Source organism: Xanthomarina gelatinilytica (assembly GCF_000348685.1).
GTDB lineage: Bacteria > Bacteroidota > Bacteroidia > Flavobacteriales > Flavobacteriaceae > Xanthomarina > Xanthomarina gelatinilytica.
The window spans coordinates 87,527-103,231 of record NZ_ANLA01000016.1; the positions used below are offsets into that span (position 1 = coordinate 87,527).

At 35.0% G+C, this 15,705-nt stretch carries 14 protein-coding genes; 11 read left to right on the plus strand and 3 right to left on the minus strand.

The window, feature by feature from the left end; genetic code table 11:
* Positions 1-20 precede the first annotated feature (20 nt).
* On the minus strand, positions 21-2,657 hold the full coding sequence (locus tag D778_RS10815) for a valine--tRNA ligase (RefSeq protein ID WP_007650567.1): 2,637 nt from the start codon (positions 2,655-2,657) through the stop codon (positions 21-23).
* Between the two features lie 185 nt (positions 2,658-2,842).
* Here D778_RS10815 and D778_RS10820 point away from each other — a divergent pair, with 185 nt between their 5' ends.
* A complete protein-coding gene (locus D778_RS10820; protein ID WP_007650568.1) occupies positions 2,843-3,268 on the plus strand; it encodes a DUF1573 domain-containing protein in 426 nt (141 codons plus the stop codon).
* Between the two features lie 53 nt (positions 3,269-3,321).
* Here the strand turns inward: D778_RS10820 and D778_RS10825 are convergent, their stop codons facing one another.
* Positions 3,322-4,665 (minus strand): pepsin/retropepsin-like aspartic protease family protein, encoded by a 1,344-nt coding sequence (locus D778_RS10825; protein WP_040492221.1) that lies wholly within the window; start codon positions 4,663-4,665, stop codon positions 3,322-3,324.
* A gap of 124 nt (positions 4,666-4,789) precedes the next feature.
* On the opposite strand from D778_RS10825, the gene D778_RS10830 reads away from it, so the two are divergent.
* From D778_RS10830 to D778_RS10875, 10 genes are all read left to right on the plus strand, one after another.
* Complete coding sequence (locus D778_RS10830) at positions 4,790-5,980, plus strand: pyridoxal phosphate-dependent aminotransferase (protein ID WP_007650572.1); 1,191 nt, start codon at positions 4,790-4,792, stop codon at positions 5,978-5,980.
* Positions 5,980-6,993 carry a UDP-N-acetylmuramate dehydrogenase gene (gene murB, locus D778_RS10835; RefSeq protein ID WP_007650575.1) on the plus strand — a complete coding sequence of 338 codons (1,014 nt, stop codon included), beginning with the start codon at positions 5,980-5,982 and terminating at the stop codon, positions 6,991-6,993. Before D778_RS10830 ends, murB begins: the two co-directional genes overlap by 1 nt.
* A 62-nt stretch (positions 6,994-7,055) precedes the next feature.
* Positions 7,056-7,589 (plus strand): RNA polymerase sigma factor, encoded by a 534-nt coding sequence (locus D778_RS10840; RefSeq protein ID WP_007650577.1) that lies wholly within the window; start codon positions 7,056-7,058, stop codon positions 7,587-7,589.
* A gap of 8 nt (positions 7,590-7,597) precedes the next feature.
* Positions 7,598-8,395, plus strand: a complete 798-nt coding sequence (locus D778_RS10845) for an anti-sigma factor (protein WP_007650579.1) — start codon at positions 7,598-7,600, stop codon at positions 8,393-8,395.
* 145 nt (positions 8,396-8,540) lie between these two features.
* Positions 8,541-8,744 (plus strand): hypothetical protein, encoded by a 204-nt coding sequence (locus D778_RS10850; RefSeq protein WP_007650582.1) that lies wholly within the window; start codon positions 8,541-8,543, stop codon positions 8,742-8,744.
* Positions 8,745-8,750: 6 nt separating this feature from the next.
* Positions 8,751-9,863 (plus strand): glycosyltransferase, encoded by a 1,113-nt coding sequence (locus D778_RS10855; RefSeq protein WP_007650583.1) that lies wholly within the window; start codon positions 8,751-8,753, stop codon positions 9,861-9,863.
* Positions 9,854-10,402, plus strand: coding sequence for an RNA polymerase sigma factor (locus D778_RS10860; RefSeq protein ID WP_007650585.1), 549 nt, complete (start codon positions 9,854-9,856; stop codon positions 10,400-10,402). The genes D778_RS10855 and D778_RS10860 overlap by 10 nt, the downstream gene beginning before the upstream one ends.
* Positions 10,403-10,508: 106 nt before the next feature.
* On the plus strand, positions 10,509-11,387 hold the full coding sequence (lipA, locus tag D778_RS10865; protein WP_007650587.1) for a lipoyl synthase: 879 nt from the start codon (positions 10,509-10,511) through the stop codon (positions 11,385-11,387).
* Positions 11,387-12,385, plus strand: a complete 999-nt coding sequence (gene gap / locus D778_RS10870) for a type I glyceraldehyde-3-phosphate dehydrogenase (RefSeq protein WP_007650589.1) — start codon at positions 11,387-11,389, stop codon at positions 12,383-12,385. The genes lipA and gap overlap by 1 nt, the downstream gene beginning before the upstream one ends.
* Before the next feature lie 49 nt (positions 12,386-12,434).
* On the plus strand, positions 12,435-14,660 hold the full coding sequence (locus D778_RS10875; protein ID WP_040492223.1) for an ATP-binding protein: 2,226 nt from the start codon (positions 12,435-12,437) through the stop codon (positions 14,658-14,660).
* Here the strand turns inward: D778_RS10875 and lpxK are convergent.
* Positions 14,657-15,661: a tetraacyldisaccharide 4'-kinase gene (gene lpxK, locus D778_RS10880; protein ID WP_007650593.1), complete on the minus strand. Its 1,005-nt coding sequence runs from the start codon at positions 15,659-15,661 to the stop codon at positions 14,657-14,659. The two genes, D778_RS10875 and lpxK, sit on opposite strands and share 4 nt — an antisense overlap.
* Positions 15,662-15,705: the final 44 nt, after the last annotated feature.

Genomic DNA, 15,705 nt, shown 5'->3' on the forward strand with positions numbered 1-15,705 from the left:
AACCTTGCAGGTTGATATATTTATTGTAAAGATGCCAAACTAGCTTTCAAGGTCTCTATTTTTGCCAAAGCATCCGCTTCTTTATTGCGTTCGTTGGCTATAACCTGCTCTGGAGCTCCAGCTACAAAGCGTTCGTTGGCCAATTTTTTTTGAACCGATTTTAAAAAACCTTCTGTATAATTCAACTCGTCTGTTAGCTTTTTAATTTCTTCTTCAACATTAATGGCTCCAGCTATTGGAATAAAATATTCATTGGATTTCACCCTAAACGTCAAAGCACCATCAACGGCTTCATTGGTATACTCTATACTCTCCAAGTTTCCAAGTTTGGCGATAACCTCATCGAAGGTGTTTGCGATATTTTCATTGTTGATAACGTAAAAACCTATAGCGTCTTTGAAAGCTATGTTTTTTTCTTTTCGAATATTCCTAATGCCAGACACAACGTCTTGGGCAAATTCAAATTCTGAAATCAAAGCTTCATTGATTGGTTTTGACTCTGGCCATTTTGCAATTATTAATGCATCTTCAGGTGTTCTTTCTGAGATATATTGCCAAATTTCCTCTGTTAAGAAAGGCATAAAAGGATGCAATACTTTTAAAATATCCTCAAAAATAGCCACGACACTTTTTAGTGTTTTTGAATCTATAGGCTGTTGATATACTGGTTTTACAATTTCCAATAACCAAGACGCATAATCGTCCCAAATTAATTTATAGGTTGCCATTAAGGCATCGGATAGTCTATATTTACCGTAATGGTCTTCCAACTCGACTAAGGTTTTTTGAAATTTGGCCTCAAACCATGTTATGGCAATGGCACTTGAATTTGGCTGAGGAATTGTTTCATCAACTTCCCACCCTTTAACCAATCTAAAGGCGTTCCATATTTTATTGGCAAAGCCTTTCCCTTGTTGGCACAAAGCCTCGTCGAACATTAAATCGTTTCCTGCTGCTGAACTTAACAACAAACCAACACGAACGCCATCTGCGCCATAATCGTCAATCAGTTTTAAGGCATCTGGAGAGTTTCCTAAGGATTTACTCATTTTTCTTCGTTGCTTGTCACGAACCAAACCTGTTAAATACACATTGTTAAATGGTCTTTCCCCTTTGTATTCGTAACCGGCAATTATCATACGTGCCACCCAGAAGAATAAAATATCTGGGCCTGTAACCAGATCGTTTGTTGGATAGTAATAATTTATGTCTTCGTTTTCAGGGTTTCTAATACCATCAAACACACTTATTGGCCACAACCAAGATGAAAACCAAGTGTCCAGTGCATCTGTATCCTGACGTAAATGGTTAATACTTAGTTCTTGATTGTTGGTTTTTATAATTGCAAGTTTAAGAGCCTCTTCTTTTGTTTCGGCAACCACAAAATCTTCTTTTCCATCGCCATAGTAATAAGCCGGAATTTGTTGCCCCCAAAGCAACTGTCTGGAAATATTCCAATCGCGAATATTCTCCATCCAATGTCTGTAGGTGTTTTCAAATTTTTTCGGGAACAGCTTTATTTCGGCATCATCACCCAACACAGCTTCTATGGCTGGTTTTACAAGCTCTTCCATTTTCAGAAACCATTGGTCACTCAATCTTGGTTCGATAACGGCTTTGGTACGTTCGGAAGTACCAACTTTATTAACATGTGTTTCGGTTTTCAACAAAAACCCTTTGTCTTCCAATTCTTTTGTGATTTCCTTTCTAACAACAAACCTGTCTTTCCCTTCGTAATGCAATCCGAAGCTATTTAAAGTGGCATCATCGTTAAAAATATCTATAACCTCAAGATTATGTTTATCGCCTAAATTCTTATCGTTTTCGTCATGGGCAGGCGTTACTTTTAAACAACCTGTACCAAATTCCATATCCACATAATCGTCTTCAATTATAGGGATGACACGGTTGCATAGAGGCACAATGGCTTTCTTCCCTCTTAAATGGGAAAAACGTGCATCGTTAGGATTGATACAAATGGCCGTATCTCCTAATATAGTTTCCGGACGTGTTGTGGCTATGGTCACTTTCTCGTCACTGCCTTCAATTTGGTATTGTAAATAATATAAATTTCCTTGACGCTCTTCGTACACAACCTCTTCGTCCGATAGCGTTGTTTTTGCTTCTGGATCCCAATTTACCATTCGGTAACCACGATAAATGAGTCCTTTGTTAAATAAGTCCACAAATACTTTTATCACGGCTTCGCTCATATCATCGTCCATGGTGAATTTGGTTCTGTCCCAATCGCAAGAGCAGCCTAATTTTTTAAGTTGTTCCAGGATGACACCACCATATTCGTGGGTCCATTCCCAAGCATGTGCCAAAAACTCTTCCCTGGATAGGTCGTTTTTATCTATTCCTTGTTCTTTGAGTTTGGCAACCACTTTGGCTTCGGTAGCAATGGAAGCATGATCTGTTCCAGGAACCCAACAGGCATTTTTGCCCAACAATCTGGCACGACGTATTAATACATCTTGAATGGTGTTGTTAAGCATGTGTCCCATGTGCAAGACTCCTGTAACGTTTGGTGGAGGAATGACAATGGTGTAAGGCTCTCTTTGGTCTGGTGTGGAATGAAAATAATTGTGTTTCATCCAGTAGCTGTACCATTTACTTTCTACTAGACTGGCATCATATTTTGATGGAATTTGCATACTTTGGAATAGTTTTTGAAATATAACATGCAAAAGTACTTATATTTATTTTTTTGATAAAATTATATGGATGCATAATGTCCTTTTATATGAGTTTAACATTATTATAACGGTGTCATACGTCTAAAAATTTTGTAAAATGAATAAAAAGTAAGTAAGTTTACCAACTTATAAATAATAAAATTATGAAACATTTATTTACAGTATTGTTCATCGGTTTATTAAGTTTTTCAGTTACAGCTCAAGAAAAAGTGGCTAAAATTGAATTTAAAACAGATGTTATTGACTATGGAACTATTGAAAAAGGAGCCGATGGCGTTCGTGTTTTCGAATTTACCAACACTGGTAATGCCCCTTTAATTATTTCCAAAGTAAATTCCAGTTGTGGATGTACGGTTCCAAAAAAACCTGAAGGCCCAATACAACCAGGTGAAACTGGACAGATTGAGGTTAAATACGACACAAACAGGGTAAATCCTATCAGGAAGACAATAACAGTGATCTCTAATGCTGACACACCAACAGTAGCCTTGAAAATTAAAGGTGAAGTGATTGATCCTAGCAAAACCAGTGTTCTTGAAAAAAAGAATGAAAGCGTTATGCAACAATAATTACTGGTTTTTAATAATAACTTTAAGCCTTGGAAAAACATCCAAGGCTTTTTTTATGGCATAAAAATATCTTCCAAATAAAACACAAACGTCAGTTCCACTCCATCCCGCTCCACTTCCAATTTAATACGTTGCCCATGTTTATCATAAAACATTTGGGTCACTTCCTGTAAGGTATATTTATCTGTTGACTTATTGTTAATAGACAGTACAATATCACCTACCATTAAACCCACTTTATGAGCAGGAGAATCTGCCCTAAGTTCCACAATGGAATATGCTGGTTTTAACGCAAGGGTATATTTGGTATTTATCACTACGGACGTTTTGGACGGATTGTTTTCGCTACCTAAAAAATCTCCAGAAGAAATATAATTGTAATCTTTTTCCTTTACCAGCCTAACAGCATTTTGCTCTAACTCTATGCCACTTTTATTATAGTCAAACCGATCGTGAAAATGTCTGTTCTTTTTAAATGTTATGGTCTTATTAGGATAATTTACAATTAAATTAAATCGCTTCAACAAATTACCTGCTATGCTTCCATTTCTATCTTTATGCTGTTTTACATATATCAAGGATTCTGGATAAGGAAAAGACACGTTTACTTGTTGCAACTTAAAATGTTTGATAGAAAATTCTTCAATTTTTGTACGTTTTCCATAAACACTTCCTGTTAGGCCATGCCCTAGAAAATCTTCAAAATATATATTGTCCACATGTATTCCTAAGCTGTCGTCTTCAAAGAGCCATAAAGCATCGCTACCTCCAGAATCTATCAAAAGTTTAACTGGTACTTGCTTGTCTTTTATTTTAACGGTTGAATATATATAAGGTTTGTTCTTATAAAATTCCATGTTTAAAGTTTCACAAGATCGACAGGTTTTATATTTGTAAACAGCAGGTGATGTTAGTTTAATATACTTCGAGGTATAATTGATTTCAACCACAAAATCCTTGAACAAATCATAACCAATAATACCATGCAAAGGCACACCTAACCTTGGCGCAAAATTGAGATTTGGATCGTAAACCGCAAATAGCTCTTGGTTGATGTTTATGGCATCTCCTACTTTTAAAATATTCCCCTTGGATTTAAGCGCTTTAATGGCATCTCCTTCTCCCAAACCCCTTAAAAAAATAGTTTCCGTATTTTTAATTTGAAGCGTGTCTGTAATATTTAAAAAATTGAAAATAATGGATTTATTCACTCCAGTATCCAGTAAAAAAGAAAGGGCAACTCCATTTATTTCAACAGGAAGGATAATCAGGTTGTTGATAAGCTTGAATTGGATTTTGTCTGTTTGTTTTTTGTTTTGAATAACAAAGTGCCCTTGTGAAAACCCCATATTGCTTAACGAGAACAAAAGAAGGACAATCCAGAAAATTTTTTTCATATACCAAGCAAAAGAGTTTCATCTTAAATTTACAAAACTTTGGTTTAGTATTTGTATTTAGTCGTCTTTTTTAAAAAAACTTTAAGATAAATTTCGGAACTTTGCTTCTTAATTAAATTGTATCATGCCAAGTATATCAAAAAAAGGGCAGCACATGCCACAATCGCCAATTAGAAAACTTGTTCCTTATGCCGAAATGGCTTACAAACAAGGCAAAACAGTGTATCATTTAAATATTGGTCAACCAGATATTAAAACCCCTGAAATTGCTTTAGATGCTGTTAAAGTGCATTCCTTGGATATTTTAGCCTATACCAGATCTGAAGGATCTGATGAGTATAGAAATAAAATTGCCAATTATTACAGCCAACATGATATTCATGTAAGTAAAGACAACATTATTGTAACCACTGGTGGCAGTGAGGCTTTGCTATTTGCTTTTGGAAGCGTGATGGATACCGATGACGAAATAATTATCCCAGAACCTTTTTATGCCAACTACAATGGGTTTTCTACAGCTTCTGGCGTTAATATAGTTCCTGTAATATCTAAAATTGAAGATAATTTTGCGTTGCCTCCTATTGAAGAATTTGAAAAATTAATTACCCCTAAAACCAAAGCCATACTAATTTGTAACCCTGGAAATCCAACAGGATATTTATATTCTAAAGAAGAAATTAAAAAACTGGCAAGCATTGTAAAAAAACATGATTTGTTTTTAATCTCTGATGAAGTATACAGGGAGTTTGCCTACGATGGCGTACAGCATTACTCTATTATGCAGGAAGAAGATATTGCAGAACATGCTATAATGATCGACTCTGTGTCCAAACGTTACAGTATGTGTGGCGCAAGAATAGGCTGCTTGGTTTCTAAAAACAAGGCCGTAATTGCTACAGCCCTAAAATTTGCTCAAGCTAGGTTAAGCCCTCCAACTTTGGCTCAAATTGCCAGTGAAGCTGCTTTACAGACACCACAAAGTTATTTTGATGGTGTTATTGAAGAATATGTGGCACGAAGAAACACCTTAATCAATGAACTTGAAAAAATTGAAGGTGTAAAAGTAGCCAAGCCTAAAGGTGCTTTTTACTGCATCGTGGAACTGCCTGTTAAAAATTCAGACGATTTTGCCCAATGGCTTTTAGAAAGTTTCGATGTTAATGGAGAAACGGTCATGGTTGCTCCTGCAGCTGGTTTTTATTCAACTCCTGGCGTAGGATTAAACCAAATTAGGATTGCTTATGTATTAAACCAAGACAGTCTTAAAAAAGCTGTAAATATTTTAAAAGAAGCACTTAAAGTATACAAGGATTAGTGCAAATAAAACAAAACATATCCTTAAAACCTTTCAATACCTTTGGAATAGAGGCTTTTGCAAAGCATTATATTTCCATAGAGAGTATAAATGAGTTAAAAGAAGCCCTCTCCCTAGAAAATTATCCAGATATATTTATTCTAGGAGGAGGCAGCAACATGCTCTTAACAAAAAATATGGATGCCCTTGTTTTACACGTAAACATTAAGGGCATTTCCATTATATCTGAAGACGACACTTCGGTATTAGTCCAAGCCAATGCTGGTGAAAACTGGCATCAATTTGTGCTTTGGTGTTTGGAAAAAGATTATGGAGGCTTGGAAAACCTCTCGTTAATCCCAGGGAATGTTGGTTCTGCCCCCATTCAAAACATTGGGGCTTATGGCAGGGAATTAAAAGATGTATTTGTGTCTTGTCAAGCATTGGATAAAGCCACCAAACGTTTAAAAACCTTTACTAAAGAAGATTGTAAATTTGAATACAGAAACTCCATATTCAAACAGGAAGAAAAGGGGAAATCTGTTATTTGCAATGTTACTTTCAGGCTTAGCAAAAAAAACCATACCCTGCACACATCTTATGGCTCCATTTCCAAACAGTTGGAACAAATGAATATCACACAGCCAACCATTCAAGATGTTTCAAAAGCGGTCATACAAATCAGGCAAAGCAAGTTACCAGATCCCAAAAAAATAGGGAATAGTGGTAGTTTCTTTAAAAATCCCGTAATTTTAAAGGAACATTTTTCAAAATTAAAAGAAAATTTTCCAGAGATTCCTGGCTACCCTGTTTCAGATACCGAAACAAAAGTACCAGCAGGTTGGTTAATAGAAAAAGCTGGCTTTAAAGGAAAACAATTTGGAAACTATGGCGTTCATAAAGAACAAGCATTGGTTTTAGTAAATTACGGCAATGCAAAAGGACAAGATATTTTAGATCTTGCCAAACTGATACAAAAAACCGTACAGCAGCTTTTTAACATAGCTATTGAAGCAGAGGTGAATATTATATAATTTAAAAAGAAATCTCTAACTTTGATTTTATAGATATTATTATAACCTTTAATTAACCAATCTTGAGCACACCAATTGAAAAGGAAATAGTTGGCTTACTCCAAAAAGGAGACAAAAGAGCCGTAACCTTGCTATACGAAAACTATGCAGATGCTCTGTATGGTGTTATATTAAAGGTGTTATCAGACGAAGATTTAGCCCAAGATGCCTTACAGGAAACATTTGTAAAGGTCTGGAAAAACTCCAAATCCTACAACGAGAAAAAAGCCAAACTCTTTACTTGGCTCTACAGGATTGCCTACAACACAGCCATAGACAAAGTTCGCTCTCAAACAAATAAAACCAGTAAGGAAATCCAAATGGATGCTTCAAACGTATATATGATAACATCCGAGAGTTTAAATCAAGATGTGATGGACATTAAAACCCATCTAAAATCTTTGGATGAAAAATATCAAATAGTGATCAATGCGCTCTTTTTTGAGGGCATGACACAACAAGAAGCCAGTGATGAATTGGAAATTCCACTTGGCACAATTAAATCGAGATTAAAAATTGGATTGCGTGAACTGAAAAAAATTTACGATCCAGAATAAAACGAGTCATGAATGATAAAATAACTACATTTTTAAATTCTGACCTATTAGAAAAATATCTTTTAGGTGAAACAACTTCTGCCGAAACAGAAAAAGTTGAAGCATACCTTTCCCAATACCCAGAAGTTCAGAATGCCTACAACACCTTACAGACCAATTTAGAAATAGTTTCTAAAAGTCATGCTGTTGAAGCTCCAAAACACATTTTAAACAATGTTTTAAATGAATTGGACGATGCACCTGTTGTTAATTTAAAGCCTTCCAAAAAATACAAAAAGTGGTACCACCTTAGTATTGCAGCTAGTTTTGCAGCTTTAATTTTTGCAGGAAGCTCTTTTGTGTTTTACACACAAAACCTAAGTTTAAAAACCGAAAACCAAAAAATTGTTGATGAAATTTACGATTTAAGAAACGACATTAGCTTAAACAACAACAAGCTTAACGATATCATGCAACAATTTAAACAACTTAATAATCCAGAAACCGAAAAGTATATTATTAAAGGAAACAGCAGAGCCAAAAACCTTAAAACGGTTGCATATATCAACCCAAAAGAAAAAACATCCATGATAGATGTGGTGTCATTGCCTCAACTTCCAGAAGAACAATGCTACCAAATTTGGGCAGAGATGCAAGACAAAATGGTGAGCTTAGGTATTTTAAGCGAAACCGACAGGGAACTTAAGCAAATTCCATACACAGAAGATGCCTTGGGCTTAAGCATCACCATAGAAAACAAAGGTGGTACCCAAACAGGCTCCAAGGAAAATGCCGTAGCTGAAATTTCATTACAAAAACACAATTAAAAAGTACCCTCAACTTTTTAGTATAAAGCCTCACTTTTGCAATTAAAAAGTGAGGCTTTAATATTATTTATTATCAGTAAAAATCTGTAAATTTGCAGAAAATTAAAGACCTCATTAAAAAGGTTCTTTAAACAACAAGCAAATCATGAAACTACTCTTTATAACTTTAATATTATTAGGTCTTGCCATTGCAGGAATTGCTATTAAACTTTGGACAAAAAAGGACGGTAAGTTTGCTGGCACATGTGCTAGCCAAAATCCCGTACTAAACAAAGAAGGGGAAGCTTGTGGCTTTTGTGGCAAAACCCCAGATCAATTTAGCGATTGTAACGAACCTCAACATTCTTAACATGACATGGTGTTACTTGATGTTTTGCTCTACATTTTTGTAGCTGTTGTTAGTATTCAAGTTTTTTATTTTGTTTTTTTCTTCGGAAAATTCGCTTTCTTAAAACATAAAAAAGAGACTCCTGGAAACATTCCTGTTTCTGTTGTTATCTGTGCAAAAAACGAAGCTGAAAACCTAAAAAAATTTCTACCCTCTGTTATCAATCAAGATTATCCTAATTTCCAGATTGTATTGATAAATGATGCTTCATACGACGATACGTTTGAAGTCATGGAGGAATTTGCCAACAAGCACAACAACATCAAACTAGTAAATGTTGTTAATAATGAAGCGTTTTGGGCCAATAAAAAATACGCCTTAACCTTAGGCATAAAAGCAGCCAAACACAACCATCTACTTTTTACAGATGCCGATTGCAAACCACTTTCCAAACATTGGATTACAGAAATGAGCTCCTGTTTCAACCAAACCAAATCCATTGTGCTTGGTTATGGAGCTTATGCCAAAATCAAGAATTCCTTTCTTAATAAATTAATACGTTTTGAAACCTTTATAACTGCTGTTCAATACTTTTCTTTTGCAAAATTAGGAATCCCTTATATGGGAGTTGGTAGAAACCTGGCTTATACCAAAGAAACTTTTTTTAATACCAATGGGTTTATGGACCACATGTACATTCGTTCTGGAGACGATGATTTATTCATAAACCAAACAGCTACAGCACAAAACACAGATATCTGTTTTACACCTGACAGCTTTACAGAATCCATCCCCAAAAAAACCTATAAAGATTGGAAAATTCAAAAAAGAAGACACATCACCACAGCCAATCATTACAAGGCTAAACACAAAGTTTTGCTGGCAGTATTTTATGTGTCGCAAGTCTTATTTTGGGCCTTGGCCACAATTTTATTGATTCCTTTGTTTAAATGGCAATTGGTGCTCGCTTTAATTCTATTTAGAAACCTGGTACAGGTTCTGGTTTTTAACAAAGCATCCAAAAAACTTAACGAAAACGATTTAATTTTTTACTTGCCTCTGTTAGAACTTTTTCTAATTGGGTTTCAATTAAGTATCTTTATAAAAAATCTTATCTCTAAACCTAAACATTGGAAATAAAAGAAGCGATACAAAGAGCCAAACAAAACGACCAAAAAGCCTTTAATTTTCTGTTGGATCAATATTGGGATTATGTATATGGCTTTCAACTGAAACGCATTGAAAATGAAAACGATGCAGAAGACATAACCATTCAAACCTTTTCCAAAGCGTTTGATAAAATTGCCATGTTTGATGAAAAATATGCTTTTAAAACTTGGCTTGTAACCATTTCCAGGAACATTCATATTGATTTACTGCGAAAAGAAAAAAGACAACCTTCAAACACCATTTCCAATGATAGTGAAGATTCCTATTACGAAATTTTAGACGAATCTCCTTCAGCTGAAGACAAATTGATCACTGAACAAAATTTAGCCAAATTATTACGCGACATTAAAAAATTAAAACCACATTATCAGGAAATAATCAACCTTAGGTACTTTCAGGAATTGAGTTACAAAGAAATTTCCGAAGAACTTAACGAACCCATTAACAACATAAAGGTTAAACTATTGCGTGCTAAAAAACTGCTGGCCGAAATAATTAAAAACAAATAAGTTTTAACAGCATTCATCCTGCTTTTTTAAGTTTTCCAATTTTAACAGACCTAAGTTATAGTTCCACCATACTTTTGTATCTTTGTGCCTTTAAAATAGCTTTTAAATGAACACAGAAACAGCTTCAAATATATTACCTGCAAGGGAAGCCAAACCAAAATGGCTACGTGTTAAGTTACCTACCGGAAAAAAATATACCGATCTTCGTGGCCTGGTGGACAAATATAAATTAAACACCATTTGTACTTCTGGAAGCTGCCCTAATATGGGAGAGTGTTGGGGAGAAGGGACTGCCACCTTCATGATTTTAGGGAATATTTGTACGCGCTCTTGTGGTTTTTGTGGTGTACAAACAGGAAGACCCGAAACTTTGGATTGGGATGAACCTGAAAAAGTGGCTCGCTCTATAAAACTCATGAAAATAAAACATGCCGTATTGACCAGTGTGGATAGGGATGATTTGAAAGATATGGGAAGTATTATGTGGGCAGAAACCGTAAAAGCTGTTCGGAGAATGAATCCAGAAACCACCTTAGAAACCTTAATTCCGGATTTTCAAGGCATAGAACAACATTTAGACAGGATCATAGACGTAGCTCCTGAAGTGGTATCCCATAACATAGAAACAGTAAGGCGCTTAACCAGAGAGGTTAGGATCCAAGCAAAATACGATAGAAGCTTAGGTGTTTTAAAATATTTAAAAGTACAGGGACAACGAAGAACCAAATCTGGTATCATGCTTGGTCTTGGAGAAACCCGAGAAGAAGTTATAGAAACCCTTTACGACCTTAAAGCCCAAGACGTGGACGTGGTAACCATAGGCCAATATTTACAACCTAGCAAAAAACATCTGCCTGTAAAACAGTTTATTTTACCAGCTCAGTTTGAAGAGTATAAGCAAATTGGATTGGAATTGGGTTTCAGACATGTGGAAAGCAGTGCCTTGGTTCGTTCTTCTTATAAAGCTCAAAAACACATAAATTAATGATTCATGTTGCTATAAACGGTTTTGGACGCATTGGAAGACGCGTTTTCAGATTATTGCAAGACAACAAACACATTCAAGTGGTAGCTGTAAACGATTTAGCAGATACCAAAACCCTAAGCCATTTATTAAAATACGATAGCATACACGGCATTTTTAAAGAAAAGGTTACTTTTGACGACTCCCATGTATTTGTGAACGATAAAAAAATTCCTTTTTCAAAAGCCAATCATCCTAAAGAGATAAACTGGAAACCCTATCAAGTGGATTTTGTTATAGAAGCTACTGGAAAATTTAAAACCAAAGAAGCTCTTGAACACCATATTTTAAATGGAGCCCAAAAAGTAATTTTAAGTGTTCCTCCCTTGGAAGACGATATAAAAACCATTGTTTTGGGTGTCAACAATCATATTTTAACTGGCGAAGAAACCATAGTTTCCAATGCCTCATGCACAACCAACAATGCAGCACCAATGATTGATGTTGTAAACAAACTGTGTGGCGTAAAACAAGCATACATTACTACGGTTCACTCATACACCTCCGACCAAAGTTTGCACGACCAACCACACAAAGACCTACGTCGCGCCAGAGCAGCTGGACAATCCATTGTTCCTACAACCACTGGAGCTGCCAAAGCTTTAACAAAGGTGTTTCCAGAACTCTCCAATGTTATTGGAGGTTGTGGCATTAGGGTTCCTGTAGCTAATGGTTCCTTAACAGATATTACTTTTAATGTGGAAAAAACCGTAAGTATTGAAGATATCAACCAAGCGTTTAAATATGCTGCCGAACATGATTACAAAAACATCTTGGAATACACCGAAGACCCAATTGTTTCAATAGATATTGTAGGAAATACACACTCTTGTATTTTCGATTCACAAATGACTTCCGTTATAGGAAACATGGTGAAAATTATTGGTTGGTACGACAATGAAACCGGTTATTCCAGCAGAATAATTGATTTAATTTGCAATTTGCCGATAAAAAAGTAACTTTTATCGAATAAATATTTATATTTGTTTTTTACTAGTTAACTAAAAAATGTCCCGATTCAACAATTACATATGTGCTATTATACTGTTGTTGAGCTTTAGTGCTTTATCTCAAACAACTTTTGAAGAAGATGAAGAAACTATTCAAAACACTATTGATGCCCGAATAAATCAAGCACAAAAAGACATAGAAAAGAATGCCTATTTTGAAGCTCAGGAAAAATATGACCAAGCTTTGGAACTTGCCATTAAAATAGACAACCAAAAAAGCATAGGCATTATCTATTCCAAAATAGGAAAACTTCAGTACATTATTGAAGAACCTGACGAGGCCATTAAGTCCCTAATTAAAGCCAATGAAGTCCAACGTTTTGCAAAAGACGACGTGAACCTTGCCGAAACTTATAAAACCTTAGGCAATGTTTACACCAGTAAAAAACAATACCAACAAGCTTTAGATTACTATAAATCTGCCAAAACCCTTTTTGAACAAGAAGGCCTGGATAATTTTGTGGCTGAAGTCCTTTTAAATGAAGGTATTACATATATAAATTTAAAAAAATACAATGAGGCCAAAACGCATCTCTTAAAATCCATTTCAGTTGCCAAAAGATTCGATTTGGATAAAATTTTAAGTAGTGCGAAAATTAACTTAGGGACAGTCCTAATTAATCTAGGTGAAACTGAAGATGCATTGGTCCAAGCCAATGAAGGATTGAAAATGGCCAAATCCAATCATTTCAACAATGTATTGAATGATGGATATCTTATTTTAAGCGATCTAAACCAAGAAATTGGAAATTACAAACTTGCAAACCAGTATTTAAAAAAGCATATCAAGTTAAACGATTCCCTGTTGTCCATAAAAAGAAGCAGTCTCTCTCAAGAAAAGAGAATGCAATTGCTTATTGACAACCAAACAGAATACCAAAAAAAGCAATTGGCTGATTTAGAAGAACAAAAAGCAGCCAATAACTTAAATAAATTAACTACCATTTTAAGTATTGCGTTAATTACCATCTTATCCCTTTTAACCTTATCGCTATATAAAAACAACAACATAAGGCTGAAAACAAATAACATGCTGCATAAAAAAAACGCAGAGTTAATTGTTTCCAAAGAAAAGGCAGAGCTTGCCTCTAAAACCAAAGCAAACTTTTTATCTACTGTAACTCATGAGCTAAGAACCCCTTTGTATGCTGTTACAGGCTTAACAAACATGCTTTTGGAAGAAGATCCAAAACCTAACCAAATACAGCATTTAAAATCACTTAAATTTTCAGGGGATTACCTTCTAACCTTTATCAACGACATCCTTCAAATCAATAAAATTGAAGCCAACAAGGTAGATATCGAGCCAGAAGCCTTCAATCTTAAAAAGAAAATGACCAATATTATTGCAGCTTTAAACAACTCTGCAACAGATAATAATGTTAAAATTCATTTTGAATACGATAACAATTTACCTGAAAACTTTATTGCAGATCAAATTAAAATTTCACAAATTTTAATCAATTTAATAGGAAACGCCATCAAGTTCACCAAAGATGGGGATATTTGGGTAAGAGCCATTAAGGTAAGTGAAAAAGACGAACTTTACAGTGTGAGATTTGAAATTGAAGACAACGGAATTGGTATCAGTGAAGAAAAACAAAATCAACTATTTGAAAGTTTCTCGCAAGGCTCCATTCAAATTAACAGAAAATATGGTGGAACAGGGTTAGGTCTTTCCATTGTTAAAGGATTGATTCAAATCCTTAAAGGAACCATTTCACTAAAAAGTGAACTTGGCAAGGGTTCAAAATTCATGTTTGAACTCCCATTAAAATATTCTGAAAAAGTAGAAACCGAAGAGGTCGTAAATTACTTTAATGACATTAGTGAAATAGATTTAAAAAACATAAACATTTTAGTTGTTGAGGACAACAAGATCAACCAAATGATTACCAAAAAAATCCTCAACAAAATGAAATTGAACTGCGATGTTATAGACAATGGTGAAGATGCCGTTAACATGGTTAAAGACAAAAATTACCATGTGGTTTTAATGGATATTCACATGCCTGGAATAAGTGGTTTGGAAGCCACCAGACTTATTAGAACCTTTAACAAGGACATTACCATTTTTGCCCTTACAGCCGTGACCCTAGAAGACAAAATGCACGAATTTGATGAAGCTGGATTTGACGACATTATTTCCAAGCCGTTCAAACAAGAAGACTTCGAAAAGAAATTATACGAAGCATTAATTCAACAAGATTCTGAAACCGTTTAGGAATTTACAAACCCTAAAACTGCCTTGTTGAACAGATCTGGAGCATCCAAAGACACTTCAATAGGAAGATAAAATAATTTATCCTTTAAGGTAATTTGGTCCTTCAATCGCATGTAGTCCTTTTCTGTTGTTAAAATACAGTCCAATGTTGCCAATTGAGCAATTTCTTTTTCCGTGAAAATATGATGGTCTTCAAATTTTAAATGACGAAACTCCAATTGGCTTTTTTTTAAAAATGCCAACAAAGGCTTTGGCTTGGCAATCCCAGTGACCAAAGTAAAAGCTTTTAAGTCTTTAAGCGCCATGCTTTTTTCAGCAGAATAAACAACCTTGGAATAATTGATTCTACTAAAAAACACCAATTGATTGGGTAAGGGTTGTAAGCTGTTTTTAATCTGCTCTTTCTCAAGTTCGGTAAGTGTATCTGGACACTTGGTCACTATAATTACATGTGCTCGCTTGGCTCCACTTTTTGGTTCCCTTAAATCGCCTGTTGGCAATACAAGATCCTTACTATATAACTGATTGTATGATGTAAGAAGAATATTAAATCCTGCTTGTACCTTTCTATGCTGAAAGGCATCATCCAACAAAATCACATCAGGCTTGTTGCTTAAAGCACGTAATTGTTCAATTCCAGCTTGTCTATTGGCATCTACAGCCACCAAAACATCTTTTCCAAATTTATTGTAAAACTGAAAAGGTTCATCTCCAAGTGTTTTAGCCGAATCTTGAGCATTCGCCAATTGAAAACCTTGGGTTTGCCGTTTATAACCTCTGCTTAAGGTAGCCAATTTGTAATGATCTTTCAACAGTCTAATCAAATACTCGATCATTGGCGATTTACCAGTACCTCCAACACTTAAATTACCAACACAAATCACCGGAAAGCTGTAAGACGTGCTCTTTTTAAGATTTGAATCGTACAATTTGTTTCTGGTCCAAGTTACTAAAAAGTAAATTGGCACTATGGGAAACAAGATGTATCGTAAGAATTTCATGAAAGCGAATTTAAAAATTTTATCTTTGTTTGAAACTTAATAAC

Coding starts and splice junctions, on each gene's coding strand:
- D778_RS10815 (WP_007650567.1), bottom strand. CDS start 2,657: ATGCAAATTCCATCAAAATATGATGCCAGTCTAGTAGAAAGTAAATGG.
- D778_RS10820 (WP_007650568.1), top strand. CDS start 2,843: ATGAAACATTTATTTACAGTATTGTTCATCGGTTTATTAAGTTTTTCA.
- D778_RS10825 (WP_040492221.1), bottom strand. CDS start 4,665: ATGAAAAAAATTTTCTGGATTGTCCTTCTTTTGTTCTCGTTAAGCAAT.
- D778_RS10830 (WP_007650572.1), top strand. CDS start 4,790: ATGCCAAGTATATCAAAAAAAGGGCAGCACATGCCACAATCGCCAATT.
- D778_RS10845 (WP_007650579.1), top strand. CDS start 7,598: ATGAATGATAAAATAACTACATTTTTAAATTCTGACCTATTAGAAAAA.
- D778_RS10850 (WP_007650582.1), top strand. CDS start 8,541: ATGAAACTACTCTTTATAACTTTAATATTATTAGGTCTTGCCATTGCA.
- D778_RS10855 (WP_007650583.1), top strand. CDS start 8,751: ATGGTGTTACTTGATGTTTTGCTCTACATTTTTGTAGCTGTTGTTAGT.
- lipA (WP_007650587.1), top strand. CDS start 10,509: ATGAACACAGAAACAGCTTCAAATATATTACCTGCAAGGGAAGCCAAA.
- gap (WP_007650589.1), top strand. CDS start 11,387: ATGATTCATGTTGCTATAAACGGTTTTGGACGCATTGGAAGACGCGTT.
- D778_RS10875 (WP_040492223.1), top strand. CDS start 12,435: ATGTCCCGATTCAACAATTACATATGTGCTATTATACTGTTGTTGAGC.
- lpxK (WP_007650593.1), bottom strand. CDS start 15,661: ATGAAATTCTTACGATACATCTTGTTTCCCATAGTGCCAATTTACTTT.